The organism is Ruegeria sp. HKCCD6119 (assembly GCF_013110585.1).
In the GTDB taxonomy this organism is placed as follows: Bacteria; Pseudomonadota; Alphaproteobacteria; order Rhodobacterales; family Rhodobacteraceae; genus Ruegeria.
Window position 1 is genome coordinate 14,938 of sequence record NZ_WVQV01000012.1, and the last position, 26,097, is coordinate 41,034.

20 protein-coding genes are annotated in these 26,097 nt (G+C 57.0%); 8 read left to right on the forward strand and 12 right to left on the reverse strand.

Annotated elements, in window-relative coordinates:
* The first annotated feature begins 92 nt into the window (after positions 1–92).
* The gene (locus GS611_RS18420; RefSeq protein WP_171637877.1) at positions 93–1,451 is read left to right on the forward strand and encodes an O-antigen ligase; all 1,359 of its coding nucleotides are present in this window, start codon (positions 93–95) and stop codon (positions 1,449–1,451) included.
* Here GS611_RS18420 and GS611_RS18425 read toward each other — a convergent pair.
* From GS611_RS18425 to GS611_RS18440, 4 genes are read right to left on the reverse strand one after another with little or no spacing between them, the layout of a single operon-like run.
* Complete coding sequence (locus tag GS611_RS18425; RefSeq protein WP_171637879.1) at positions 1,448–2,128, reverse strand: polysaccharide deacetylase family protein; 681 nt, start codon at positions 2,126–2,128, stop codon at positions 1,448–1,450. The genes GS611_RS18420 and GS611_RS18425 overlap by 4 nt on opposite strands.
* Positions 2,125–3,168: a GNAT family N-acetyltransferase gene (locus GS611_RS18430; protein ID WP_171637881.1), complete on the reverse strand. Its 1,044-nt coding sequence runs from the start codon at positions 3,166–3,168 to the stop codon at positions 2,125–2,127. Before GS611_RS18430 ends, GS611_RS18425 begins: the two co-directional genes overlap by 4 nt.
* A gap of 7 nt (positions 3,169–3,175) precedes the next feature.
* A complete protein-coding gene (locus tag GS611_RS21340; RefSeq protein ID WP_171637883.1) occupies positions 3,176–4,378 on the reverse strand; it encodes a GNAT family N-acetyltransferase in 1,203 nt (400 codons plus the stop codon).
* Entirely contained in the window at positions 4,375–5,334 is a 960-nt protein-coding gene (locus tag GS611_RS18440) for a glycosyltransferase family 2 protein (protein ID WP_171637885.1), read from the reverse strand. The genes GS611_RS21340 and GS611_RS18440 overlap by 4 nt, the downstream gene beginning before the upstream one ends.
* A gap of 156 nt (positions 5,335–5,490) precedes the next feature.
* Here GS611_RS18440 and GS611_RS18445 point away from each other — a divergent pair, with 156 nt between their 5' ends.
* From GS611_RS18445 to GS611_RS18455, 3 genes are read left to right on the forward strand one after another with little or no spacing between them, the layout of a single operon-like run.
* Positions 5,491–6,588 carry a GNAT family N-acetyltransferase gene (locus GS611_RS18445; RefSeq protein ID WP_371732296.1) on the forward strand — a complete coding sequence of 366 codons (1,098 nt, stop codon included), beginning with the start codon at positions 5,491–5,493 and terminating at the stop codon, positions 6,586–6,588.
* A 27-nt stretch (positions 6,589–6,615) separates the two neighbouring features.
* Complete coding sequence (locus GS611_RS18450) at positions 6,616–7,248, forward strand: GNAT family N-acetyltransferase (protein WP_171637889.1); 633 nt, start codon at positions 6,616–6,618, stop codon at positions 7,246–7,248.
* Between the two features lie 14 nt (positions 7,249–7,262).
* Positions 7,263–8,426: a DegT/DnrJ/EryC1/StrS family aminotransferase gene (locus GS611_RS18455; RefSeq protein WP_171637891.1), complete on the forward strand. Its 1,164-nt coding sequence runs from the start codon at positions 7,263–7,265 to the stop codon at positions 8,424–8,426.
* Between the two features lie 7 nt (positions 8,427–8,433).
* Here the strand turns inward: GS611_RS18455 and GS611_RS18460 are convergent, their stop codons facing one another.
* Positions 8,434–9,981, reverse strand: a complete 1,548-nt coding sequence (locus GS611_RS18460; RefSeq protein ID WP_171637893.1) for an oligosaccharide flippase family protein — start codon at positions 9,979–9,981, stop codon at positions 8,434–8,436.
* Positions 9,982–10,356: 375 nt separating this feature from the next.
* Between GS611_RS18460 and GS611_RS18465 the strand changes: the two genes are divergently transcribed.
* Together GS611_RS18465 and GS611_RS18470 are read left to right on the forward strand one after the other, a co-directional pair.
* Entirely contained in the window at positions 10,357–11,619 is a 1,263-nt protein-coding gene (locus tag GS611_RS18465; RefSeq protein ID WP_171637895.1) for a nucleotide sugar dehydrogenase, read from the forward strand.
* Positions 11,606–12,862, forward strand: a complete 1,257-nt coding sequence (locus GS611_RS18470; RefSeq protein WP_253285134.1) for a glycosyltransferase family 4 protein — start codon at positions 11,606–11,608, stop codon at positions 12,860–12,862. Before GS611_RS18465 ends, GS611_RS18470 begins: the two co-directional genes overlap by 14 nt.
* A 6-nt stretch (positions 12,863–12,868) precedes the next feature.
* Here GS611_RS18470 and GS611_RS18475 read toward each other — a convergent pair whose 3' ends face one another.
* From GS611_RS18475 to GS611_RS18505, 7 genes are all read right to left on the reverse strand, one after another.
* Complete coding sequence (locus tag GS611_RS18475; RefSeq protein ID WP_171637897.1) at positions 12,869–13,969, reverse strand: acyltransferase; 1,101 nt, start codon at positions 13,967–13,969, stop codon at positions 12,869–12,871.
* 44 nt (positions 13,970–14,013) lie between these two features.
* Positions 14,014–15,561 (reverse strand): hypothetical protein, encoded by a 1,548-nt coding sequence (locus GS611_RS18480; RefSeq protein WP_171637899.1) that lies wholly within the window; start codon positions 15,559–15,561, stop codon positions 14,014–14,016.
* Positions 15,562–15,728: 167 nt separating this feature from the next.
* Entirely contained in the window at positions 15,729–17,348 is a 1,620-nt protein-coding gene (gene xrtD / locus GS611_RS18485; protein ID WP_171637901.1) for a VPLPA-CTERM-specific exosortase XrtD, read from the reverse strand.
* Positions 17,349–17,480: 132 nt separating this feature from the next.
* Positions 17,481–18,914: a hypothetical protein gene (locus GS611_RS18490; RefSeq protein WP_171637903.1), complete on the reverse strand. Its 1,434-nt coding sequence runs from the start codon at positions 18,912–18,914 to the stop codon at positions 17,481–17,483.
* A gap of 156 nt (positions 18,915–19,070) precedes the next feature.
* Positions 19,071–19,682 (reverse strand): polysaccharide biosynthesis/export family protein, encoded by a 612-nt coding sequence (locus GS611_RS18495; RefSeq protein WP_171637905.1) that lies wholly within the window; start codon positions 19,680–19,682, stop codon positions 19,071–19,073.
* A gap of 122 nt (positions 19,683–19,804) precedes the next feature.
* Positions 19,805–22,258 (reverse strand): tetratricopeptide repeat protein, encoded by a 2,454-nt coding sequence (locus GS611_RS18500; RefSeq protein ID WP_171637907.1) that lies wholly within the window; start codon positions 22,256–22,258, stop codon positions 19,805–19,807.
* A gap of 69 nt (positions 22,259–22,327) precedes the next feature.
* Positions 22,328–23,017, reverse strand: coding sequence for a sugar transferase (locus tag GS611_RS18505; RefSeq protein WP_348539750.1), 690 nt, complete (start codon positions 23,015–23,017; stop codon positions 22,328–22,330).
* Positions 23,018–23,672: 655 nt separating this feature from the next.
* Between GS611_RS18505 and GS611_RS18510 the strand changes: the two genes are divergently transcribed.
* The gene (locus GS611_RS18510; protein WP_171637909.1) at positions 23,673–24,530 is read left to right on the forward strand and encodes an ExeA family protein; all 858 of its coding nucleotides are present in this window, start codon (positions 23,673–23,675) and stop codon (positions 24,528–24,530) included.
* Between the two features lie 130 nt (positions 24,531–24,660).
* Positions 24,661–26,070: a lipopolysaccharide biosynthesis gene (locus GS611_RS18515; protein ID WP_171637910.1), complete on the forward strand. Its 1,410-nt coding sequence runs from the start codon at positions 24,661–24,663 to the stop codon at positions 26,068–26,070.
* Positions 26,071–26,097: the final 27 nt, after the last annotated feature.

Here is a 26,097-nt window from a genome sequence, read left to right on the forward strand (position 1 = left end):
AAAAGTGATTGGCTTCGGGCGCGCGGCCAGAATACTGACAATATGTTGGTGCAATCTGTAATATGTTATCCGTTTAAAGGCAGGAATTTTAGATGACAGCCGTTTTGTCAGCGAAAGCCAGCGCCCCGGCGACAAAGCCGGTCGTTCTCGCCTTGCTCATTGTCTCCTTCGCGATGCCGTTCTATTTCCACCTGGGGGGGCTCAAGCTCAGCGGGTATCGGGTGATCCTGCTGCTGTTCATGTTTCCTGCGATCATCGGATGGCTGAGCGGCAAGGCCGGAAAGATCAGGGCCGTTGATATTCTGGCGATCATGTTCAGCTTTTGGTCGGCCCTGTCCATTTCTGTCAATAATGGTTTGGCGCAAATGTGGCAGTTCATCGGGATGTTCATGATCGAAACCCTGGTGCCCTATTTTATTGCCCGAACCTATATCCGGAACCTGGAATCGTTTCGGTACTTCGTGAAATGCCTGTTTCTGCTTATCCTCATTTTGCTGCCCTTTGCCTTGTTCGAATCCTTTACGGGCAAGACCCCGCTGTTGAACCTGTTCGGCAAGGTTCTAAGCGTTTATCAGAAATGGATTTTCGAACCTCGGCTTGGGTTGCTGCGGGCGCAGACAACGATGCCGCATCCCATCCTGTTCGGCGTGTTCTGCGCGCCGGCCTTCGCGCTGACCTGGTATGTGCTGGGATGGCATAAATCGTTCTTCAAGAAGGTTGGCCTGACCTCGGTAGTAGGGGGGGCGGTGTTCTTTTCCCTTTCATCGGGTGCGTTTCTGAATGTCGTCATTCAGTTGGCGTTGATGGGATGGAACTGGATTTTTAGTTTCCTCAAGAAGAAATGGAAAGTTCTGCTGAGCATATTCTGCGTTCTGTATTTCATTGCCGAGATTGGCTCGAACCGGAGTATGTTCCAGATTTTTGCAACCCATTTCACGCTGACCCCCGGTACGGCATGGGCCCGCATCCATACGTTCAATTTCGCATCCGACGATATTCTGCGAAACCCGATCTTCGGTATCGGCCTGAATGACTGGACGCGCCCCCACTGGATGGTACTGCTGAGCAGCGTCGACAATTTCTGGCTGGTGGTCACATTGCGACATGGTTTTCCGGCCCTGTTCCTTCTTGTAGGCGCGATGATTGTCACGTTCTTTAAGCTTGGCAGCAGAAATCTGACCGGGGCAATGGCGGATGCGCGCCTTGGATATCTGATTTCGCTTCTGGGCCTTTGTGTATCTGCGGTGACCGTCCATCTTTGGGATGCCACGTTCTGTTTTTTGATGTTCCTGCTGGGTGCGGGGGTCTGGTTTTTGGATGCGGATGACGGGTCCGGTCAGGATGGGGACCAGGCCCAGGCCGAGGAAGGAGGGCGGAAGATGCGGTATACCCGGTTTCCCAAGGCCCTGCCCGGAGAACTGTCTACCGGGCGTGTCGCACGCGCCCGCTAACCTGTGGTCGTCCAGCGCCGACGGGTCATGCCCAATGCGCGCCGAAAGCGGCGCGCGAGCGGCATGTGACCCGACAAGATCGCCTTCAAATCCTGATCGCTCATATCCTCGCGCAGCGATGTGCGGGGGCGTATAAATGCGTTTTTGCGCCAGATGCCTCCGTCGCTTGACCAAGCCGTAGTGTAGCCCGCATCGCGCAGCGCACGTAACACCCGTGTATCGTAGCGGCCAAAGGGAATGCCCGCTTCGACCACCGGGCAGCCGCATATCATTTCCAACTGCGCGCGGGATTCGCTGAGTTCTCGGATCAGAGCAGCGTCATCCAGTGTCGGCCAGGCAAGATGGTCAATTCCATGGCTGCCGATTGTCATATCCGCATTCTGCAAGCGACGCAGATGGTCTGCATCCAGTGATCCGGCCTGTCCGATCCGTCCGGTCAGAACAAAAAACCGGGCCCGCAGGCCTCGGGTAACAAGTGCTGGCAGGGCGATGTCATGATCAGAAAGATTGCTGTCATCGAAGGTGATGGTGAACCGGCTCGGATTGGGGGCCGCAGCGATCCGGTCCAGAACCCGCTCAAACTTGCCAACGGACAGCCAGTAGGGGGCCTCGCCCGGTTCCAGAGAGCGTTTTGGTGTTCCGATGCCGTGAAAGTTGATACCGATGGGCTTTGTCATGAGCGCAGCTTCTTCAGGCGGGCGTGAATGGTTTCGGCGATGCTGATCAGGGCAGAGCTTGCGCCGGCAGGGCGGAACTCGTACGGGCCCGCTGCGCGCAGCTCTGTGCCGCCCGTGCGCAGCTTGTAACGTGTGACGGAAGGGTTGGCTTCAGGATCTATCCCGCCCAGGTCGAAATACTTCAGGCCCAGGTCGCGACAGCGCAGCATGGAATGCCACATCAGATAATGCCCGGCATTCAGGCGCCGCCCGGTGTCCAGAGTGGCCCCGAACAGATAGACGGCATTGGACCCAGCCCGTCCCAGCGTCATCGCGGCAATGTCGGCCCCGTCCTTGCGGGCAAACAGAACCTCATGGGCAAAATCAGCCCCCTCAAGGCCATAATAGAATTCTGGCGGGATATCCGGCCGAAAGCCTTTGGCTGCCTGAACCTCGGTATACATCGGATGAAACCGGTCGGCTGCCTGTGCAATCGGCACGATATCCAGATCAAGGCCGGCTTTCAGCGCATTGCGCAGGGGGTTGCGCCATTTTCCGTGCAGGGCACGCATCAGTGTATCTTCGTCCTGGGTACAATCCACGACCACGGTTCGATAGGTCGGGGATCGATCGGTGGGCAAAAACGCTTCGCTACGGGCCAGCTGATCCAACAATGCAACATCATGCCAGGGTGTGGCCGGAAACCGCAGGCGCAGGATATGCCCGCTCTCCTGAGCATACGTACGCAGTGCGGACAGCACGGCACGCAGTGTTGCAGCGTCGGGATCAGGCCGATCGACATGCAGCACCAGCGGTCCGGCGGCAAGCCATGCAATGCCACGCCGCAGGCCAGGAACATGTTTGATGCGCAGACATGCGGCGGCAACAGGCTGCCCGTCCGGGGTGGTGAGCATCAGGAACTGTACGTCTGCCCCGATCCGGCGGGCCGCCGCGCGGGCATAGGTCAGGCTGTGTTCAAGGGTCAGGTCGCGGAACGACGCGCTGAGGGCGGGCCACTTTTCTTCAGGCAGAACCCGTGCAGAGAACTGATATGCGATCATATCCGCCTCATATTCTTGTTTTGATCCAGCTGGACCACAGCGATTTGTTTTTCAACGGGATCACGGCCCTCAGCCGGGGTGCAACCCGCCCGAACCAGAGCCTGTAATAGACCAGGTGCAACACACGCGCCCAACCAAGGCAGAGCTTCAGCAAGACAGGGGATATTCCTGATCGCCGTGAGACGATCAGGCGATGAGTGGGCACCGATTCACCGCCATAGACCAGCTTGTAACCATATGCGCCAATCCCGGCTTCGATCCGCGTCACGCCAGCGGCGATCAGCTGTTCGATCATCTGAACCAAGCCGATTTTCCCAAGGCTGAGGCGTTCCAGTTCCGGATCGGTCGATCTGGCGGGCAATCGCCAATGGCAGGTCTGTCCCGCGACCAGACAGAATTGGGTGGCAAGGGGGCCGTTTCGACCATGTTGTTCGACGAACCAGGTTTCCTGCCCCTGCTGGGTGGCGTCTGCCAGATCGCAGTAGAAGGCGGCGCTGCCAGGCCAATCCGCGAAATGGCCTCCTTTTCCAACCTCCTGCCATTGCCGGTTGTGGAAGGAGACGAAATCCCTGAACTGATGCGCATCAGGATGGACCATCCGCGTTGTCAGGCCGTGGTCATTCTGTAGATGTTTCAGATCCCGTCGATACTGACTCCGCCGTTTCTTGGACAGGTTGGCAAGATAGCCCTCAAACGTATCGGGCAGTTCAAAAACCGTATGGGTGCCAGCCGGCGTGTCGGTCAGCGCCAGCCCCGGTGCCACCCCATTGCGGATGGCTGCCAGCATGGTGCCGCGTTCCGAGGCGGGGGTGAAACTGACCAGATGCGCCCGGCCATCGCCGAGAAGGCCGTTCAGGGCCTCGGCGCAGCTGTTCTTTAGCGCGGTTTCCGTGGCGGCCAGTTGGAAAATCACCGTGTTGGGATCGGTTGCGGCCAATTTGGCGATACGGACCCTCACAGGCCCCAGCCAAACTGGATAGATCATGAACGGCAGCAAGGCGACCAGCTGCCCCTGAGCGTCATATGCCACAAGGGTCCGGAGCGTTTTACCGCGCCCAAAATGAGCCCACCAGGTCAGGACCCAGACCGGAGTGGCATAGATATCCGCGCCGGTCTGTCGGGCCAGTGCGGCCCACGCATCGGTCATGCGTTCAAGGCCGGTGACCCCATCAACCCATTTGAATGTCAGCCGGACGTCTGTGTCGGTCACTCTGTCGGCTCCTGGCTGGTCAGGTGATAGCGCAGCGAGGCCCGGGCCAGACGCCGCCGCGCGGCAGCTTCTTCCCGCTGATTTGCGACCGACATGACAAAGCGCAATACGGATGATCCCACAAACACCATCCGGCCGCGGAACAGGCCCCAAAGGCCATAATGTTTGCGCAGATAGATCATCTTGCTTTTCTGCATCTGTACGTACATCCGCGAGCGGATCTGGGCGGTGCTTTTGCCGCCTCCCTCAAGGTGCAGGATGCGCGCTTCGGGGGTGAACACGCATTTCCAGCCTGCATCGCGGATGCGACGGCACCAGTCGGCCTCTTCCGAGTAGACGAAGAATGCCTCGTCCAGAAGGCCCACGGCCTCGAAGACACGACGGGGCACAAGCATGAACATGCCCGAGACGACGTCGACCTCGCGTTGCGAACGCCGATCCCAGTCTCCGTACTCGGCGCGGGCCAGAAGCGGATTGCGCCGAGACAGGCGGTGCAGCCCAAACTCGATCAGCGCCAGGTTTCCCGGACCCGGGTCGGCAAAACAGGTGCGCTGAATGGTGGTTTCATCTTCCAGGACCTGACATCCAGCGCAGCCGACATCCGGGTGCTGATCCAGCCAGTCCAGCATGGTATCGATCGCACCATCCAGAATGATGGTATCGGGATTGAGCAACAGCAGATTGTCACCCCGTGCGATTTCCAGACCCTGATTGTTGGCGGCGGCAAATCCCCGGTTCGTGTCATTGGCGATCAAGCGAACATCAGGGAATTCGTCACGGACAAGATCGACGGATCCGTCGCTTGATGCATTATCGACGACGATGACCTCATGCGGCTTCCGGGTCTGCCGGGAAATCGATATCAGGCAGTCCCGAAGAATGTCCCGGGTATTCCAGTTCACGATGACAATGGAAACAGCGCATTCGCTCTGCGTGCCGTGTGACGGTGAAGTCATGAAACCCTGTTCTCGTTACTCACTTACATTTTCAAATTGTTTAGCCATTGTTCTGATCTATGAATACACTCAACGTCATTAAGCGACGGCTGTTGTTAAATAGTAGCTGTGAAATTCAGAGCGAATAAACCGGTATATTGAGGTATTAGTTTGGCTGTGCAGGAACTTGAAGGGCAAGATAGTGTTGCGATTGAATGCACTGAAACCCTGACCGCAGACCGGAATGCCGAATGGATGACGTTTCTGAATGCGGCCCGGCATCAGCATCCGCGGCAATCTCCGTTGTTTACGAATTCGGAACAAAGATTGAAACGCAAGGTGATTTATGCCTCGGCGCGCCGGGATGGGGCGCTTGTGGGTGTCGCTCTGATCTCACTTGAACCGCACCCGTATCTGCCCGGCGCCTGGGCCCGGGCCCGCTGCCTGAGCGGCCCGGTTTGCGACGATGCCGCCGACATGGTGACGTTTCTGGATGGCCTGTGCCGACAGCCGGGGTTTTCAAGGGTCGGCAGCCTGACTGTCACCCCGTTCTGGACTGAAGAAGAGGCCGACACACTGGATGCCGCGCTGTCTTGTGCAGGTTGGCGCGTGGCTGAAGAAGATCAGTTTCGTGAAACCGGATGGGTCGACATATCGGTCACGAGCGAAGAGATCATGGCGGCGTTTTCCAAAAGCGCCCGTCGCGAGGTCAGGCGCGCCGAACGGCAGGGCGTGACGTTCCGAAGCGCGCAGACCCCGGAAGAGTTCCGCATTTTTCTCGAGAGCATGAACCGGTTGCGCGTTTCGCGCAGGCTGCCCGAGCTGAGCCTTCCCGCCTATGAGGCGATGTTTGAAGATGTATTGCGGCCCGATGAGATTGGCACCGTGATCATGGCCTGGCAGCAAGAGGCCTTTCTTGCCGGGCTTTTGGTGTATCGCAGCAGGGACATTGTGCACGGCCGGCATTTCACCACCGAGCCGGATCATCTGCGGGCGGCGGGCAATCTGCGTATCGCCCCGGCCTTGTGGTTGGAGGCCATGAGATGGGCCAAGGGCAAGGGCTGTAGCACCTTGGATGTCGAGGGCTATCACGTACCGGTTTCGGGCGAGAAGAAGTTCAACATTCACAAGTACAAGTCAGAGTTCAATCCGCGTGTCGTGCAGCGGATTTCAGCACGTGAAAAGGTGTTGAACCGGTCTGTGTACCTGACGGGAAATGCGCGTGATCTGATCCGGGGGCAGTTGAAAAAGCTCAAGAGGGCAGCGGCGGGTTAGGTCCCTGAACGATTGGTAAGGCGAAGTATGAATCTGGCCAAGAAAGGCAAATTGCAACTGATCCGGGGGGCCGCGCGACGTGGGCCGGTTGTTCTTGTCCGGCAGCTTTGGCTGGCCCTGATGGACAGCTTTGTGCGCAAACGCCATCTGGTATTCCGGCTGGGCGCGACCAGTTGTGCTGCCCACTCACAAGCCGGGCAGGACGCGCAACAGGTGCGGGAAATCCGATCACGCGAAGACCTTACCAGGGACGAACTGGCCAGCCTGACGGACCCTGAGGCGGCGCATGACTGGGGAATGCTGGAATGGCTGGACGCCGGGTGGCAGCTTTGGGTGCTGACGGAAGAGGGGCGCATCCAGGCGGTGGCCTGGGTTAGGGATGCCGCGCATAGCCGCGATTTCTTTGTGCCCCTCACTGATACGGAAGAGCTGTTCTGGCATGTTTATGTCCTGCCGCAATACCGCGGCAGAAATTTGCAGGGCCGGCTTTGGGACGCGATTGTTGCCAGCAAAATATCCGCAGGAATCGACGGGTTTTATACCAATTGCCGGGATTACAATTTACCTTCCAGGCTCAATATCCTGAAAACGGGGTTTTCACCGGTTGGGCACTGTAATGAATACCGCCTGACACATCATCGGACTTGGCGGCAGTATTGAAATGCGGGGTTGGCATGAGCAGCAACACACATGAGACCACGCTTTATTGCGGCGACCCGCCCATGCAGTTTGCCAATCTGTTTCGCCGGGACCCGGCAGGCGGATATACAGCCCTGTTTCGGAATCGCCCGGTTTTCTGGAGTTTCAATACCCGCGTGGCGATCCGGGCGGCATGTGATCTTTTGGCCTTGCAGCCCGGGGACGAGGTTTTGGTGCCAGCCTATAATTGCGGCTCAGAGGTTGACCCGCTGATTGACGCGGGTCTTTCGGTCCGGCTGTATCCTGTCTCGGACAATTTACTGGCTGATCCGGATCGCATTGCACCGCTTATCACGAAGCGCACGCGGGCGATTTACGTGACGCATTACTTCGGCGTGATCCAACCCTCACTGACCGGGCTGCGGGCGCTGTGTGACCGGCACGGGTTGCGGTTGATCGAAGATTGCGCGCTGAGCCTGCTGAGTGGTCAGACCCCCGCCGAAGGCCGGGTGGGTGACGTTTCGGTCTTCTGTTTTTACAAGTTTGTTCCGGTTTTGGGCGGCGGCGCCTTGGTGATCAACGCGCCGGATCTGCATGCTGAGCATCCGTTTACACGCCCGCCCCCCCGCAAGATGGTCACCAAGATGCTGCTGCGGGCCGGGCTGGGCAATGTGCTTGGTACAGCGCGCCTGAAAGGGCTGGTGCAAGCGTTGCGGGGCGGCGAACAAATACCCGTGGACATGTGCCCTGAGAGAGAACTGGAAGATATTCCAAGCCATTACTACTTTGATCCGGCTCTGCGCAGTACCCGCATGAGCGCGTTTGCGGCCCGCCCCTTGCGGGCGTTTTCCGTATCCGAGGCCATCGCAACGCGCCGGGCAAACTGGGAAAGGTACCGTGAACTTCTGACTGATGTCGCGGGTGTGCGCATGCTTGTGCCCGAGCTGACGGTCGACACCTGCCCGCTGAACATGCCGGTGTTGGTGGAGGAGCGCGACCGTGTCGTGCAGGCTTTGCAACACGGCGGGATCGGGGCAACACCTTGGTGGGCGGGATTCAACCGTAATCTCGACTGGACCGGACAGGCCGAAGCGATGGCGCTTAAGAATGACGCCGTGTCACTGCCGCTGCACCAGTATCTTTCCGAGGCGCATGTTGATTACATCGTCTCGGAACTGAAGCGGGCATTGCAGGGGTGAGTGTGTCTCAGGACACCCTGGCGACAATCCTGTTGCGCAGTTTCGATGCGAGTTCGAGCGTCAGGCTTTCAAATCCCTTTGGGCGCCCCGACAGCTGCCAAAGCAACAGATGGGTCGCGATATAGGTGAACACGCCGACGATGACCTTGACGGCAAAGCGGATGCGCAGCAGGGGCAGGTCTTCGGCTGAATCGTAAGCCCAGCCGATTGCGTCGCCACTGCCATAGGCGCTGCTGACGATGAGAACCGCGGTGACCATTGCGATGGCCGCGGCGAAGGTGCGCCAGGCCATGAGAATGGGTGTAAGAAGCCCCCCGGTTCCAAAATCCTTGGCCATGACCAGCGCCAGGCCAATCGCGAACAGGCTGGCTGCGCCGGATCCGAGGATCGCGCCCACAAATCCATAGTTGGATCCCAGCAGCACCAGTATGGTTGTTACGACCAGCAGGATACTGTTGCGCAGGCACAGCCGTTTCGTGTCACCCTGCACATAGCTTGCCGAACGGACATTGGCTTGTAGCGTTTCAATGGCCTTGAGCGGGGCGAGCACCCAGATGACCTGAGAGGCTGCCAGCCATTCATATCCGGCCACCACGACGATCAGGTGATTTGCGACCAGCGCCATTCCGACACTGACGGGAATGATGATGCCCAGCAGAATGGCATTGGCCTGTTCAAAGGCTTCGCGGTCGTTGCCCTGAGTTCTGGAGATGCTGGCGAGCCCGGGATAGATCACCCGCTCAAGTGGCCCGATGACCTGGCTGGTGAACAGCGACACAAGGCGAAAGCCGATTCTGAAAATACCCGCATCCGCCAGCCCCAACGTGGCTCCGATAATGATTTGCGGCATGTTGGTCGTCAGGAATTGCGTGATCTGTGCGCCCAGTGACCATGATGATACGTCGATACAGTCATGCCAGCATCTGAGCGTCAGCCGGGGCCGCATCGGTGCGACGGAAAAGGACCAGATGACGCGTGCGACCTGAGTCAGGAAATTGGCTGCCACAATGGCCCAGAAATCGCGCCAGAACCAGGCAAGGCATACTGCGAACAACGTATATGTGATGCGGCTGATGGCTTCTTCACCAGCCACGAATCCAAACCTGAGATCCCTTTCCAGCAAGGGAAACCGTGTGCTTTTGAGCGAACTGACGATGGCGATCAGGCATAGGGCGGGTATCAGCTCGGTCAGGGCAGGCAAGCCCAGAAACCCCATCAGGGGTGCACTGATCCAGATCAGGCCAGCGGCGGAAGTGCCCAGCAACAGCTGCATCGTGAAAACTGTATTGAGGTGCGCTTCGGTTACCTCGGGTTGCCGGATCAGGGTCATGGAAATCGCCCGCTGCGCGATTTCAAGCAAGGCCACTGCGATGACGAAATAGGCGATTACACCGAAATCCGTCGGGGTCAGCAGGCGGGCAGTGACGATAAGCGTCAGCAGACCAAGAAACTGGCTGAAAACACCCGACGCAAACAGTGCTGCGGCCCCGACGACAAGGGGTGAGCCGCGCGGGACTGCGGCACCGGTCGGTTCGGATTTAGGCGAAGGCTTCAACAGCTTTGTCTTTCCACATTCAAAACAAACAACAGAATACCGGGTTAGTGTTTCCTTTTTATCTCCTCTCTCAGGTATTCCAACCAGATAGAGAAGTGCCGTTCTGGCAATTGGGCGGGGTCGCTGTTACTCAAGGAAGACCGCGCTTTTTTATGTCGAAATCACATGATTTTCTTTCAATGTCAGAAGGTTGTTTCATACTCGGTGATACCTGCGGGTCTAGTGTCCGAAAGTTATCTGCTGTTTCAAGGAGAATTTCTGGCCCAGTGTCTCAGATCAGGCTCCTCATGGGCAAGCGCGTCAAGTATGTGATGCCTGATATGTGTCCGGTGGCGGCCAGTGCCCGGAAGCCGGGGTTCAAAATGGTGTAATGGTATGAAGATTGCGATTTTTGGTCTGGGGTATGTGGGGTTCACGGCAGCGTGCTGTCTGACCCGTGAGGGGCATGAGGTGATCGGCGTCGATGTGAATGCCGACAAGGTCTCGGAAATCAATGCCGGGCAGCCTCCGATCAAGGAACCCAAGGTGGCCGAACTGCTGACCGAGGCGCTTGCAAAGAACCTGATCCGCGCCACGGTTGAAATCCCCGACCTGTCGGATGTGGATCTGGCCATCGTTTGCGTCGGCACGCCCAGTTCCACTGACGGGTCGCACAACATGAATTTCGTGGCCGAGGTGACGCGGCAGATTGCCAAGGCCGTTTCGCCCGACCGCGCGCGACCGCTGACCGTGGCGTACCGATCCACCTTCCGGCCGGGCACGGTGCGGCAGCTGATCGAGCCGATCTTCCAAAGCTATCTGGGCGATCGGACGGGTCAGGCGATCGAGATTGTCTATAACCCCGAATTCCTGCGCGAGGCTTCGGCGGTGGATGATTTCTTCAACCCGCCCAAGATCGTTGTCGGCACGGCAGACGGAAATCGCTCGGCGGTGATGGACGAGATGCACGAAGGCCTGAATGCGCCGGTGTTCTATACCGCGTTCGAAGAGGCCGAGATCACCAAATTCGTCGACAACACCTGGCACGCGACCAAGGTGGCCTTTGCCAATGAGGTGGGCCGCATCTGTCACAGCATGGGCGTGTCGGCAAAAACCATGCACGAGATTTTCGTCTCGGACACCAAGCTGAACATCTCGGCCTATTACACCCGTCCGGGGGGCGCGTTCGGGGGGTCCTGCCTGCCCAAGGATGTGCGTGCGTTGCAACATATCGCCGGTGAGGTGGGGGCGCATACGCATCTGATCGACAGCCTGTTGCAGACCAATCAGGCGCATAAAACCTATCAGGCGCAGGATATCATGGCGCGGCTGCCTGATGGGGGCCGGGTGCTGATGGCCGGGCTGGCCTTCAAGGCCGGAACCGATGATCTGCGCGAAAGCCCCAATGTCGATATCGCCCGGCGCCTGTTGCAGGCGGGCTATCAGCTGTCGATCTATGATCCGGCCATCAAACCGGCCGATCTGCGGGGGCAGAACCTTGGTTATGCCTTTACCCACCTGCCCAACGTGGGCAGCCTGCTGGTAGACCGCGCCACGGCCGAGGCCGGGCCCTGGGATCTGGTGGTCGGTTCAAACCGGATCGTGAATGATCTGAACCTGGGTGATGCAGAGGTGGTAAGAACCTATGAATATGACTAGCCCTGTGCCCGCCGTTCAGCCGATCTCGTTCGAAGAGCTGCGCCAGAGCCAGCCCCTGAAGGGCCTCAAGGTTCTGATCGTGGTGGAAAACCTGCCCGTCCCCTTTGACCGCCGCGTCTGGATGGAGGCGCGCACGCTGGCCGCCGCAGGCGCGCTGGTCTCGGTCATCTGCCCAACCGGCAAGGGCCATGAGGAACGCGTGTGGGAAGACGAGGGCATCAAGGTCTATCGCCACCCGCTGCCGCTGGATGCCAGCGGGGCGCTGGGGTATCTGCTGGAATATGGCGCGGCGCTGTTCTGGGAAAGCTGGCTGTCGCTGAAGATCAAATTCACCCGCGGCTTTCACGTCATCCATGGCTGCAACCCGCCCGATCTGATCTTTCTGGTGGCACTGCCCTTCAAGCTGTTTGGCGTGCGCTATCTGTTCGATCACCACGACATCAACCCTGAGCTTTACGAGGCCAAGTTCAACAAGCGCGGTTTCTTCTGGAAACTGATGAAAACGTTCGAGCGGCTGACCTTTGCCTCGGCCCGTGTGTCGATTGCCACCAATGAAAGCTATCGCAAGATCGCCATCGAACGCGGCGGCATGGCGCCCGAGGATGTGTTTGTCGTCCGATCGGGCCCCGACCTCAGCCGGTTGCAGCATCTGCCGCCGAACCCGGCCTGGCGCAACGGGCGGAAATACATGGTGGGTTATGTCGGCGTCATGGGTGATCAGGAAGGGATCGACCTGCTGCTGGAATCCGTGGCGCATCTGGTCAAGGTTCAGGGCCGCGACGATATCCAGTTCTGCCTTGTGGGCGGGGGGCCCAGCCTGGACAAGCTGCGCGAACAATCTGCTGAAATGGGCCTGTCAGAGTATGTCACTTTCACTGGCCGCGCCCCCGATCATGATCTGTTCGAGATCCTGTCAACCGCCGATGTCTGCGTGAACCCGGACCGGGTGAACGAGATGAACGACAAATCCACCATGAACAAGATCCTCGAATACATGGCCTTCGAGAAACCCATCGTTCAGTTCGACGTGACCGAAGGGCGGTTCTCGGCGCAGGAGGCCTCGCTTTACGCCAAGGCCAACGATCCGGTGGATATGGCCGACAAGATCACCGAGCTGCTGGCAGATGACGCCCGCCGCACCGCCATGGGCCGCTATGGCCGCGCCCGGGTCGAGGCCGAGATGGCCTGGCCGCATCAGGTGCCCGCGCTGATCGCGGCGTATCAGCGGATCTGGAAGGGGTAAGGTCTGCTATTCAGCAGCCTGTTTGGCCTTCAGGGGCTTTTGAGCCTTCCGGTGCCGCAATTGCATGGCAGGGGCCTCAACATAATGCCATGACAGCATCGCGCAGATCATCGTTAGTGGAAATGACATGGCCATGTTGACGATGGGGGTGGTGACCCCGGCCTGCGCCACCAACTGCTGGATGGGAAAGGCATAAATATAGACCCCGTAGGAATAGTCGCCCAGCTTGTTGTAGTGCAGCAGCAGAGGCGTTTTCGCGTAACCCAAGAAAAACACCACATATGACAGGCAGACGGCAAAGACCGGCAGAAACAGCGGTGTGAACCAGGCCACTATGGACAGCGCCGTTGCCGTGATGAAGAGGGTCGGGGACAGCGGGATGTGCTGGCGCCAGATATAAAAGACCATCCCCGTGAGAAAAGGGAGGCCAAGCCGGGTGAGCTGCTCGATGCGCGGGTTCAGATCGGTCACCATGGCCACCGCATAGACGACCAGGAACAGCAGGGTAACAACCGCAAAGATTTTTTTCCGACCCAGAATGCCTAGGATGCCGCAGATCAATACACCGATATAGCAGGTGACCTCGTAAGACAGCGACCAGAGTGAGCCGTTGATTGCAGGGCCGTACGGGTTGGATTCGAACACGCCGGGCAACACGTATTGAATCTTGAACAGCAGCATGTTGCGCACAAAAAATTCCCCGGCCTGCGCCCAGAAAACGGATGCAGGGGCCTGTGTCAGTATGAACCCGGCAACCAAGAGCGTAATCCCTGTCACGACCGCAAGTGCCGGAAACAGACGCAGCGCGCGGGCGATCAGAAATGAACTGGCAGAGCGTTTTCTATCGAAGCTGCGTGTGATGAAGAATCCTGAAATGGCGAAGAAGATCCATACGCACACCATGCCCAGGGACAGCCCGTGAAGAGCAGTTTCAAACGGTTGACCAACCGCACCACCCCAACTGAGCGGATAGGCGTGCGATACAAGCACGCCGCTGGCGGCAAGAATCCGGATCAGGTTGAAATTGTTGTCCCGCCCGTCTGCCCGGTCCGCGATATAGCAGCGCGTAGGATTGCCCGAGGCTGCATGCGCATCCTGGTCTTTCATCCGCGAGTCCTCTGGGTTGGTGGCGTAAACATATGGGTCCGTAATTATTTGGAAGTTATCCTTTGATACAATATCCACGGTTCAGTTGCTGCAAGTATCTCGAAACCCGGAACCTGTGGCGGAAACGATTCCGTGGAACATGTCACGATTGTATCGGCTTTGGCGTTCGATAATGCATTCAAGGCCGATGGCAGCGTGTGATTGGCCTCCAGCGCAATTTTCTGAACTGCGCCTTGCACACTGGCTAACGGCCCAACTATCCGCAGCGGTTGCTGTGTGGGGTTGGCAAAGGTCGGAACTGCTGTACCGTTGAAGATCATGAGAAAGGACAAGGGTCTGCAACTGGGCTTGAAAACCCACGAGTCCTTTGCGTCTTCCACATAAGCCCCGGCGCCCAGACTGCGCGTGTCGTGGAGGTTCAACGCCTCAAGATAAGAGGCGTAAATTTTGCCATCCTGATACCACCCGACGGTCAACATCAGATTGCGCAACAGAAACAGCCCGGCGATCGCCGCAACAGCTATTTGTTGTGATCGCAGCCTGGCGCTGGGATTCAGAGACAGGCTGGCGGCCAGAAGGGCCAGCATCAGAAGCGGGATCCGCTCACTCAGATGTCCGACGCCGAACAGGTTCGGAGGGGTTATCAGGATCAGCAAACCGCACAGCGCCACGGCAAGCTTCATACGCCGGTCGATCCGCCATATCCCGGTGATGAGGCCACCGATCAGCACGCCCCATAACAGGACGCCAAAACCCCAGTCGAACGTGCGCCATGTGGATTCAGCCACGCGCAGGAACCCGTCGACGCGCAGATAGGCCTCGGTGCTCAGGCGTGCCCACAATGTTCCTTGCTCGGCATGAGCCAGTAGGTTCGAGACAGGCGTGGCGACGCCTCCGCTTGCGGTTTTCGTTTGCAGGAAGATCACGGCCGGTGCGATGGCGATCGATGCAAGTCTTGCGGCTTTACGCAACAAAACCGGTAGCCCGGGATAGCCTGATCGGAACGCAAGCGACAGTTCGACCATACCCAGCAGCAGCCCCCACAGCGCAAAGGCCAGCCCGTGAATGAAAAACAGGATCAGCCCCAGGCAAGCCGTGACAGCCAGTTGCCGGACGGGGCGGTCCTGTGTCGCAATCCAGTATCCGATTGCGCCCAGCAGAACCCCCAACCCAAGCAGGAAATTCGAAAAACCCCAGATCAGGATATGGTTATACGCCACCAAACCGGCCAGAAATACGGTCAGTGCCGAGAGGCGGCCGTGCAGAACACGTGACAGGTACAAAATTCCCGCGAACGGGGCCGCAATGATCAGGCCAGCGATCAGCTTGGCACCCAAAAGCGGGGGCAGCACTTTCATGATACCCGTGCCCAGAACATCCAGCCCGAGATTGGGCAGCAGTTGCCAAGCCGCCTCATAGTTCTGTTGCAGTGTGGTCGAGTCCGGAAGATTGGCCAGAATGTAGTAACGGGCGATATGAGCGTAGAAATCCGTCAGTGGCAGAACGGGTGTCACGCACAAGGGGATAAGGCTGGCAAGCAGAGTCAGTGCCAGAACTGGTCGCAGAGAACGGCTTTGAGGTGTCGTAATCATTTCTGCCGCAGGCACTTTTCTAACCATATACTAGAAACTAAAAACTGATCCATCAGGTACCGATAGCACATCATTGTGCAATCTATTTTTCTTATCGCGACCACTCAAAATCCAACTGCGATGACTTGGCGTCAAAGGCTTAGAAGCCTGAGCGCCGAATTTCCTCCTCAAAACGGTACAAAGCGGGGCAGGCGGTTCAGGCTTGGCTCCATGAAACGTTGCAACCTTGCATCCGCATCCGCTTCGGTTTCACCGGGCAGGATGGGGGTCACAAACCGGACCAGAGCGCCATCGGTGCGCCCCATGGTGAAGCCGTCCTGAATAACGCTCATCTTGGCGCGGAAATCATTGACCATACGCTTGCCGCGCTGTTCGAACCAGTAATAGACCAGCTGTTTTGACAGCTCTTTCTGGATCACGGCGCGGTTGACCGTAAAGCGGCCATAAGGCGTGTTGCCGGGGTTGATCTCATACGGTTCAAGGCTGAAGATTTCCCAACCGCCCACCGGCAGGCACACTTCGGGCGAATGGATGCCGTCGCCGTCGGTCTGCTTGTCGTAAAAGGCCACGAACATGTTCACGAAATCGCCCGATCCGGTGTTGATATAGGTGGCATTGAGGTAATCGCTGGCACCCAGAACCTGTTCTACCTGTGGATCCAACGTGGTGGGCGACCCGGACCAGGGGCCAAGCTGCCGTGGATACAGTACAAACGGGTCACGTTCCACAGGCCGCACTTCGGAAGCGGGCCGCAGGGTCCAGGCGGTTGAAACCGTAAGCGTCAGAAGGGCCGCAACCGCCAGCGCCACCGATGCGCGAATGCCAAAGATACGCAAGGCAACAGAACCCAGCCCCTGGGTATCCAGATCAATGGTCTCGGCAAAGGGTTGCGGATTCGGCGCCAGGCGCTGCAAGCCGATGGCCATCAGGAACAGAATGGCGACGCAGAGCAGGAAGATGATCCAGCCTTCAAAGAAATGCATGAAGCCTTCAGCCTGCTCGATGCCGTGCTGATTAACCAGCACGCCGATCACGCCAATGCGGATCGAGTTCATCAGCACGGTCAGAGGGGCCGCCGAAACCAGCAAAACCACCTTGTGCCAGATCGGGCCACGGTAAAGCAGGGCAAAGAGATACGAGAAGCTCAGGATCGGGAACAGATAGCGCAGCCCGGAACAGGCCTCGGCCACCTGCAGTTTGTAGACCCCCAGATCGATGATGTTGCCTTCGATGAAAACCGAAACACCGGCCATCTGCACGAACCAGACGCCCAGTTCGGACGAAATCCATTGCAGGAAGATCGTGAGCTTCCAATAGACGAACTGCGGCAGCGGCAGCATGAACACCAGATGCAGCACGGGCAGCTGGTGGTATTTGCCCCGCTGCCAGCCGAACACGGTCAGCATGACGCCGCCCACCCAGATGATCATGGCATAGGTGACGATATCGGGAATACGGGCCAGGTTGCCCAGAATGGCGATGATCAGGGCCACGGCAATCACAAGCACGCCCGGCCAGCGATCATGCACAACCGGGTTGGGGGGCGGCATATCCCGCAATTCACGCAGGAACAGATACAGCGAGATGATCGGGATCAGCGGGCCATGGCTGTATTCGGGGGTGCTCCAGGCGGCGCCCAGAGACACGATCCCGATCCAGAAGACGGGTACCGATCCAAGCAGCAGCAGGACAAACCAGAACAGCCCGACGGTGTTCATGACCGGCAAGCCTCTTCTGGCCGCTTCAAGGATATTACTGCGGCTGTTTTTCGAATCGAGGTGATGCATCACGGTCCATCATGCACAATAAGGTGTGGCCTGAAATTATGACGGCTCAAGTTCCCGCTATTTTGATCCGTTTTCGGGACATTGGGCGCGGGATGTCCTGATTGTCGATATCATGAACCGCGTGAATGAACGTCAGGGTTTGAGAGAAAAGCGTCGGCCCAAAGTCAGAAAGACCGAGTTTGAGGTTGCCTTAAAGCCGTTCTGATCGTCCATTTCATATTGGTACCCCACGTTTACAGCCCAGTCTTTCGTGACCGCCCGTGTATAGGACGCACTGAACGTACCGCGCTGGCGCGGGTTGGGTTGACCGGTTCCCTCGTCTTCCTGGTCGATGTAATCGACGCTGAAAGACAGACCCGATACCGGGTTGATGAAATAGTCATATGTCAGAAACACCAATGTTTCACGTGTTTCTATGCTCTGCGTACTGGTGCCGACCCGGCGTTGCACCGTTGCTCCGATCCGGGAACTGGCCAGCTGATAGCTGTAGTCGAGCTGCCCGATCGGTGTGACTTCGTCGAATGGTCCTCTGGTCAGGCCCAGGTTGAAGCTGAATAGTCCGTTGGCGCGCTGAAAACTGCGGCCGGCCGTTGCGTTTATCCGTGACCCATTGACCCCGAATGTCTGGTCAATCTGAAAATCCGCCGAACCATCTGGCAGGGTTTTGTTCCATGCGAAATCCCAGACGAAATCCTCGGTCACGGTGTTGGTATTGGTTGTGCGCTGCGTGTCATCCACCTGACTGTAACCGATATTCGCACTGACGGTGGTGACAGGGGATATGTCATAGGTCCCCCCTACTGTCACAACCGTTGTTTGCTCATCGGTTCGCACGTTGTCTTCTGCCGAGAAATCAGTGTAGCCGAGACGCAAGTTGGCTTGGAAAACCGGTGACACCCGCAATGTTGTGATCGCCGTGTAATCGCTTGATTTGTTGTCGAACAGGTTCGGATCGATCGTGTTTGTATAAGTGCGTTCGCTATAGCCGTAGATGAATTGGAACCCGATTGGATCATTCAGGCCGGTTTGCCAATTCAGGTTGCCCAAGGAGTTGACCTGATCCCCGATGGTTCCGGTCACATCGGCGGCATCGATTCTGCCATCCAGATTGGTGTCGGTCAGTGAACGATTAAAAGCCAGATCCTGTTCGCGGTAATCCAATAGCAGGTCAAGCTGGCTGTTCTGGCGCGACCGCTGATACGACAGGCGGGCAGACGGGTCCGCAAAGCTGGAATCCGTCCCGATAATCGGCTCATTGGCGATCCGGTACAGTCCGGAAAGGTCAAGAGCCAATCTCGAATCCGAGGTCTGCTTCAGAATACCCAATGCCAGCGTATTCTCCCACCAGGTCGTGGACCCAAGCGAAGGATCGGTCAGGCGAAGATTGCTGTCATGTCTGAGCGACGAGAGATAATCCAGGGTCACACTCAGGCCGGTCCCGGTCCCAATCTGCTGACCGGTCGGCAGGCCGACCCTTCGGGCCGGGTTTCGCTGTGCCCGTTGTGCGATCAATTGCTGGCTGGGTGTCTGCTGCACAACTGTCGGTGCGACGGTTGTCTGCTGCACGGATGTTTGCTGTGTCGAGGTTTGTGTTTGCTGCGCAGTCGTTTGCTGTGTCGAGGCCTGCTGCCCGACAGCTGGTGTAAACGAACTTATGACAGCGATCCCGCCCCCCAGAATGGTGGACAGCCTGCTCCTGGATTTCCCCACCTGTATCAGCCCCTATTCGAACAAGCGGCGTGCTGGTACGACAACCACGTCTCCGGGTCTAAGCACTGTATTGCCTTGGATGCCACCGCCCGAGCCTTTGTAGTTATAGGTGTATTTTCTCATCACGCCTGTTTTACTGTCAGCCCGGCGCAATTCGATGCGCTTGCGAGCCGCGAAATTGGTCAGACCACCGGCCTGAGCCAAAACCTGAAGAATTGTCGTGCCTTCGGTTGCCAGATGCTTGCCGGGCACATTGACCTCACCCATGATGAAAACATCGATGGTTGGTCCGGATGCGGCCTGTCCGCCCAGAAGCGGCGGCGGAGCCAGCGACGCCACTGAAATAAAGACTGTCGGCGGCGTATTGAAGTTCGAGGCCAACGCCGATGAGAGCGACGCGCTTAATCCGCTGGTCGACTGACCGGCCGCACGGATCGAGCCGGCAAGCGGAAAGTTGATGGACCCGTCCGGCAGAACCAGAATGGTCCGATTCAGGGTGGGGTCTTCGAGAACTTCAACCTGCAGCGCATCACCCGGTTGGATTTGATAGGATTGCGCCCATGATGCGGTGGCCGCGATCATGGTAAGGGCAAGAGCGATTAATGACCCGATGACTGTACGCATATTCAAATCTCTCACTTTTTCCTACTTATGCCTTCCCACAAGCTGCAAAACAATCAGCAGGGAGTCTGATACATACAAGATGCGGCAGAAATGCAGCGGCGGCGCGCGTGCACTCTGTGCGCTTACTGACCTGCGTTGCTCATCGTGACCAGCCGTTCGATCTCGGCCTCTATGGATGAGGCAATCTCAGCCGAGGCTGCCCCGGTCGCTTCCGCTGCACGAAAACTGCGCAAAGCTTCTTCGTGCCGGTCCAGAGCGGCGTATGTTTTGCCCAGATGGTACAAGACCAGAGGATGCCCAGAGAAAACCTGTGCCGCAGATTCCAGGTACTGGACGGCCTCTTCATAATTGCCGACCTGATACGCCACCCAGCCATAGGTATCTTGAAAGGCGGGCTCTTGCGTGCCCCGCAGACGCTGCGCCAAAACATGCGCTCGTTGCAGGCTTTCGGCATCGTTGCGCTGGGTTGTCAGCAGGCTGGCAAGGTTGTTGGCAACCAAAATCGACTGACCACTGAGGGGGTAGAGCTTTTCGTAAACGGCAATGGCCTGCTCCATATCGCCGGCCTGTTCGTGAAGCGCTGCCTGCACAAATAGCAGATCGGGATTTTCGGGCAGGGCAATCAGTGCCTCGGCCAGGACATCCTGGGCTTTTTCGATATTGCCACGCTCGGCTTCCAGCATGTGAAGCGCGACCCATGCCCGTGTTATGTCAGGGCGCTCATCGATGATCGCGCGATAAATCTGTTCGGCCTTGTCAAGTTCCCCTTCTTCTGCCAGCGCACGTGCCTTTACAAAGCGCAATGGCAGGGAATCCGGGGTTTCCGTAAGTTTCCGATCGATCCGGGCAAAGGCTTCTTCGTGTTTGTCCTGAGCCAGCATCAGTCGGATAACCGCGATATCAGCGGGCAAGCCGAATTGGGGATCTGCGGCCAATTCGTTGAGAAATTCCATCAGGTCGTCAGAGCGGTTCTGGGAGGCCAGCATGTATGCCCTGAGCTCGTTCGAAAGGCGTTGCGCGTTGGGATCTGTCAGCGCTTCGAGCGACTTCAGAACAGCTTCAAGGCGGTCCCAGTCCTGCTGACGCATATAGGTTTGGGCAAGCAGAGACAGCAGGTCCGGATTTTGCGGGCTTTTACGCAAGGCATCCAGCAACACGCTCTGGGCGATTTCCAAGTCATTTTTTGACAGCAGATATTGACCGTAGCGCGCAGCCTCGGTTCCTGCGTTCTGGGACATCTCCGCAGCCAGGGCAAGCATTTCGCCCATCAGTTCGTGATCGCCGTTGCGTTCGTGAGCATTGGCCATAAGGGTCATCAATTGCGGATCGCGGGGGGTCTGGCTCAGGGCTTCGCGCAGCAGGATAATCGCATCACCGGTCTGATTATCCTCAATCAACCAGGCTGCCTTGAACTTGAGTGCCCCCACCTGTTTCGGATCTTCTTCAAGAATCTTTTCGACCAAAGCACGAGCTTCTTCAGATTCCCCCTCGCTGAACAGCATCCGGGCAAATTCTACTTCGTTTTCCCGTGTTTGTGCGGTTCGCTCTGCATCTGCCAGAAGATTGCGCATTTCAGAAAGCGCGGTTTGCGTGTCCCCGCTGTGAAATTTCAAAGTGGCCCGCCATGCGCGGAGCTTTGCGGCGTTTGTACTATCCTGCGCGATGATTGCATCAATTTCGTTGATAGCGGCTTGGGGACCGCGATGGTCGTTCAGGAATGCAATAAGGCGTTGAGTTGGCATGTGATCTTCGGCCTGAGGGTCGATCTTCCCGCGCAGAATATCCTCAGCCGCATCCAGCTCGTTCCAGTCGATGTAATGCTGAACCAGCATCGCCTCGACGCCCTCATCCTCGGGGTAAAGCTGAAGCATGCCTTTGAGCTGTAAAGCTATCTCTTCGTGTTTGTTCTGAGCCTGTAGGGCACGCAGTCGGATCGCGTACAAATTGTCCTGCTTCGGCACTACGGCCAGTGCGGCATCAATCTCGTCGATAGCATCATCCCAGAGCTCGTTGCGGACAAGCCAGTCGATCACGATTTTCCGCGCGCTCATCAGATCGGGTTTTTGGTCGATCATTTCGCGTGCGGTCCGAATGATGGAATCCGTTCTGGCCACATCCCCGTTACGGATCGAGTCGGTATAGGCTAGGCTGTTATTGATGGACTCGACCTCTATATTGTCGGGTTCCAGTTCGGCAGCTATCGCACCATGGCGTCTGACAGCGTCCCAGTTGCCCAAGTCAAACGCCATCTCGGCCAGTGCGAAGTGGCTTTCGAAATTGTCCGGGTATTGTTCGACCAACAACAGGTACTGGCCGAATGCGACAGGGATGTTCTCTCGATCACGCTCAAGCCGGGCATAGGTCAGGCGCGCCTCTTTGTGCTGGCCGTTCAGTTTGAAGACGTTGCGGAATTCGACCAGAGCGCGCTCGACGTCGCCCTCTTCCAGCAAGGCCAGCCCGGCCTGGTAATGTTTCTCGGCCCGCTCTTCAGCGGTGTCACAGGCACTCAGGAACAGGAACGCAGCACACAGAAGCGATGCAAGACGTGGGAGACGGGAAAAGACGGACTGGTTCATGGGTAGGTTTCCACACGATCTGGGCGCAACAAGGATACAGCCATCCCAAAAGGCTGCAAAATGACCGTTTCAGCAACCGGTCCCACGCAGAACCGCAAAAATTGTCCGAAACAGGATATGCATGTCCGTCTTGAGCGACATATCCTTCCAGTATTCCACATCATGCTGCGCGCGCTCGGCGAATGTCGAGTTGTTTCGGTTGGAGACCTGCCATGAGCCGGTAATGCCGGGGCGCATTCTGTAGTACATGTTGTTTGGATAAAGCTCTTTCTGGCAAACCATCATGGGGCGGGGCCCAACCACGGACATTTCGCCAACGAAAACATTCCAGAATTGCGGCAACTCATCCATCGAGGATTTGCGCAGGAATGTCCCGAACTTGATGATGCGCGGATCATTCCGCAGTTTCTGGTCGCGATTCCATTCCTCACGGGCTTCAGGGTTTTCTTTCAGATGTTCTTGCAGCACATTTTCGGCGTCATGCACCATTGTGCGTAGCTTGATCATCTTGAACGCCTTGCCGTTCTTGCCCAGCCGTTCCTGCCGATAAAACGGAGTCACGCCCTGGAATGCCAAAAATGCGGCTAGCATAAGAACAAAAGGCACAACGAAAGGTGCTGCGAGCAAAGCGAACGCAATGTCAAAAAGACGCTTGCCCGCACTTCTGTACACCCCTCGACACGGCAACGGAGTGGGTACAACAGAAATACCGGAGTAGCCCGCGCCAGCGTTGGCCACTTCTTTCGAATGACTTGTCACTATTTAAACCCCCAACACACACAATTACTCACGAACCACTCACCAAACTTACGAACCGAACACGCTCGACCTCAACCACACATATTTAAAATCTTATATTTTTATACCACTTCGACCCTGCACTTACTCACTTGCGAGGCCGCTTTCCCGTATCCAACTGTTAACAAATTCCACCTGCCTTGCAAAACATTAATGCTGGCGAACGTGTTCTCTGGTCGCTGAATACAGGTGCTTTTTTATAGTATCGTGAAGATGCGATCAGCTGATTGGCCGCAAATTCATGAACTTTCGTTTCCCCGTGGGACACAATGAGCGAAAATTTCACCCTTTGGGTTTGATTTCCGCCCTTAGAATCTTTTTTAATGTGTGATCACATCAGGTTCTGGTCGCCTCTTTTTTGGTCAACCTAATAAGGACACAACGGAAACAATCGCACCGATCACTCCAGATTGAGAAAGCGGAAAGGTCAATTCACCGCGTGTGCAGTTTAGTGGTGCCTGCTATCTTGATTTTGTGACAAACTAGTACCCAAGTACTTTTTGTTTATGTGATGTGTTCTTTGTGTAAGGGATTTCTGGTGGTTCAGAGCATGAGTTTGGATAATCTCCGGGGGGCCAGTACGAGGTTTGACAAGGCAGAAGGCAACCGAGGTGCAATGGCGTCCAGCGACGGGTTTTATCTAGATTATTTCGGGCTTGACCGACGGCCCTTCACGCTGCTTCCGGATCCCGGATTCATGTACTGGTCGCCGCTGCACAAGCGCGGTTACTCGGTCCTGCAATTCGGCATCATGAGTTGTGCGCCCATCACCGTGCTGACCGGGGAAATCGGGGCCGGGAAAACAACCCTGATACAGCATCTCCTCAGCGAGATGGAGCAGTCGATCACCGTAGGGTTGATCTCGAATGCGCAGGGCGGTCGCGGAGAGCTGCTGCAATGGGTCCTGCACGCGCTGGGTCTGCCGATCGAGGCGGATGCAAGCTATGTACAGATATTCCGGGCGCTGCAGGATTTCCTGGTCGCGGAATATGCCGAGGGCCGGCGGGTGGTTCTGATCTTTGACGAAGCGCAGAACCTGACCGTCGAAGGGTTGGAAGAAATCCGGATGCTGACCAATATCAACTCGAATACGGATGAGCTGATCCAGCTTGTTCTGGTTGGTCAGCCTGAATTGCGCGACATGGTTCTTGATCCCAAGATGCGCCAGCTGACACAGCGCGTTGCCGCAAGTTTTCATCTTGAACGGATGGATGAGTCTTCGGTCAAAGCCTATATCAGCCATAGGATGAAAACGGCTGGCGGTTCAGGCGATGAATTCACCGAAGAGGCCTGCAAGCAGATTTTCAAACAAACGCGCGGTGTTCCGCGACTTGTAAATCAGTTCTGCGACTTTGCCCTGCTTTATGCCTGGACGAATGAGGCCGAGAAGGTGGATGAAGAGGTTGTGGAGCAAGTGGTCAAAGATGGCGTGTTCTTTGGCGGAAACTCACTCGAGAAGGAGCTGACAGTCTGATATGGGCCCGGTTCGCTATTACTTTTCCATTTTCCTGAGACGGTTTCCGTATTTTCTGATCGTCGCACTCATTGTCTCTGTGGCATCGATCATCATAGCACGGGCGCTGCCCCCGACCTACCTGTCTCAGATGCGCCTGATCGTGGAATCGCCCCAGATTCCAGGCAGCCTGGCCGCGAGTACTGTGACCACACCTGCAGCAGAGCAACTGCAGATCATCGAACAGCGCCTGCTGACCCGGCCAGTCCTTCTTGATATCGCCCATGAATTTGAGGTTCTGCCTGATCAGGACGAGGCAACCCCCGATCAGATCGTCAACGCCATGCGCAAGAGCACCTCGATCTGGATCACCGGAGGTCTCAATCAGGCCAATCTGATGACAATCACCTTCGAGGCGCGCAGTGGCCAGATTGCGGCAGGTGTGTTGAACAGATACCTGACGGAAATCCAGAAGCTGGATGTCACCTATCGCAAGGAACGCGCGACCGATACGCTGGCCTTCTTCCAGTTGGAAGTCGACCGCCTCAGCGACGAACTGAGCAAGCGTAGCGCCCGTATTCTTGAGTTCAAGAATGACAATTCCGATGCGCTCCCCGACAGTCTGCAGTTCAGGCTGGCGCAACAAGGGGCGTTGCAAACCAATCTTGAACAGACGGACCAGCAGATATTTTCCCTCAAGGCGCAGCGAGAAAACCTTATAAGCATCTTCAGCTCGACAGGTCAGGTTGTCGGTGTTTCACCACAAAATCAGACCCAGGCACAGCAGCAACTCAGTCAGTTGCGATCTCAACTCGACAACCAACTCGTGGTCTATTCCGAAAACAGTCCGCAGATCAAACTGCTCCGCGCCAGGATCGAAAAGCTTGAGCAGGTGGTAGCTGCCGAACAAGCAAACGCCCCGGCACCATCTAACCAGACAGGCAATTCGTCCCTTGATCTGCAGTTGGCGCAAATCGACTCGCAGATTGCGGCGCTCGAAGATCAGCGCCGCGTGCTTCAGGACCGGCTCGACGCACTCACCCTGACGATTGATCAGACCCCGGCCAATGCCATCACACTATCTGAACTGCAGCGCGAACATGACAACATCCAAACCCAGTACAATGCCGCAGTCAGTCGTCTGGCCGCAGCCTCGACCGGGGAACGGATTGAGGTCACGTCCCAAGGGCAACGTATTTCCGTCATTGAGCATCCCTCTACGCCAAGCGAGCCTTCGAAACCCAACCGCCTGATGATTGCCGGAGGGGGATCGGCCTTTGGTATCCTGCTGGGGCTGGGGCTGGTGGTTTTGCTGGAGGTCCTGAATCGGTCCGTGCGCCGGCCCGAAGACCTGATCAACAAGCTTGAGGTCTGGCCGATCGCCACTATTCCCTATGCTCCATCACGCGGTGAAGTGTTGATGCAGCGCGCGGTATGGGGTGGGATCATACTGGCCATTCTAATCGGAGTGCCAGCCGGGGTCTGGGCGGTGCATACCTATTACCTGCCCCTCGATCTTATTACCGAGAGAGTGATGGATAAACTGGAGACATACTGGTGAGTATTGTTTCGATTGATTTGGTGAATG

What these genes read in the sequence shown, in the direction of transcription:
- GS611_RS18420 (WP_171637877.1), top strand. Translation starts at nt 93, where the DNA reads ATGACAGCCGTTTTGTCAGCGAAAGCCAGCGCCCCGGCGACAAAGCCG.
- GS611_RS18495 (WP_171637905.1), bottom strand. Translation starts at nt 19,682, where the DNA reads ATGCGTACAGTCATCGGGTCATTAATCGCTCTTGCCCTTACCATGATC.
- GS611_RS18450 (WP_171637889.1), top strand. Translation starts at nt 6,616, where the DNA reads ATGAATCTGGCCAAGAAAGGCAAATTGCAACTGATCCGGGGGGCCGCG.
- GS611_RS18425 (WP_171637879.1), bottom strand. Translation starts at nt 2,128, where the DNA reads ATGACAAAGCCCATCGGTATCAACTTTCACGGCATCGGAACACCAAAA.
- GS611_RS18455 (WP_171637891.1), top strand. Translation starts at nt 7,263, where the DNA reads ATGAGCAGCAACACACATGAGACCACGCTTTATTGCGGCGACCCGCCC.
- xrtD (WP_171637901.1), bottom strand. Translation starts at nt 17,348, where the DNA reads ATGCATCACCTCGATTCGAAAAACAGCCGCAGTAATATCCTTGAAGCG.
- GS611_RS18470 (WP_253285134.1), top strand. Translation starts at nt 11,606, where the DNA reads ATGAATATGACTAGCCCTGTGCCCGCCGTTCAGCCGATCTCGTTCGAA.
- GS611_RS18480 (WP_171637899.1), bottom strand. Translation starts at nt 15,561, where the DNA reads ATGATTACGACACCTCAAAGCCGTTCTCTGCGACCAGTTCTGGCACTG.
- GS611_RS18430 (WP_171637881.1), bottom strand. Translation starts at nt 3,168, where the DNA reads ATGATCGCATATCAGTTCTCTGCACGGGTTCTGCCTGAAGAAAAGTGG.
- GS611_RS18515 (WP_171637910.1), top strand. Translation starts at nt 24,661, where the DNA reads ATGCGCCTGATCGTGGAATCGCCCCAGATTCCAGGCAGCCTGGCCGCG.
- GS611_RS18500 (WP_171637907.1), bottom strand. Translation starts at nt 22,258, where the DNA reads ATGAACCAGTCCGTCTTTTCCCGTCTCCCACGTCTTGCATCGCTTCTG.
- GS611_RS18440 (WP_171637885.1), bottom strand. Translation starts at nt 5,334, where the DNA reads ATGACTTCACCGTCACACGGCACGCAGAGCGAATGCGCTGTTTCCATT.
- GS611_RS18510 (WP_171637909.1), top strand. Translation starts at nt 23,673, where the DNA reads ATGGCGTCCAGCGACGGGTTTTATCTAGATTATTTCGGGCTTGACCGA.
- GS611_RS18475 (WP_171637897.1), bottom strand. Translation starts at nt 13,969, where the DNA reads ATGAAAGACCAGGATGCGCATGCAGCCTCGGGCAATCCTACGCGCTGC.
- GS611_RS18465 (WP_171637895.1), top strand. Translation starts at nt 10,357, where the DNA reads ATGAAGATTGCGATTTTTGGTCTGGGGTATGTGGGGTTCACGGCAGCG.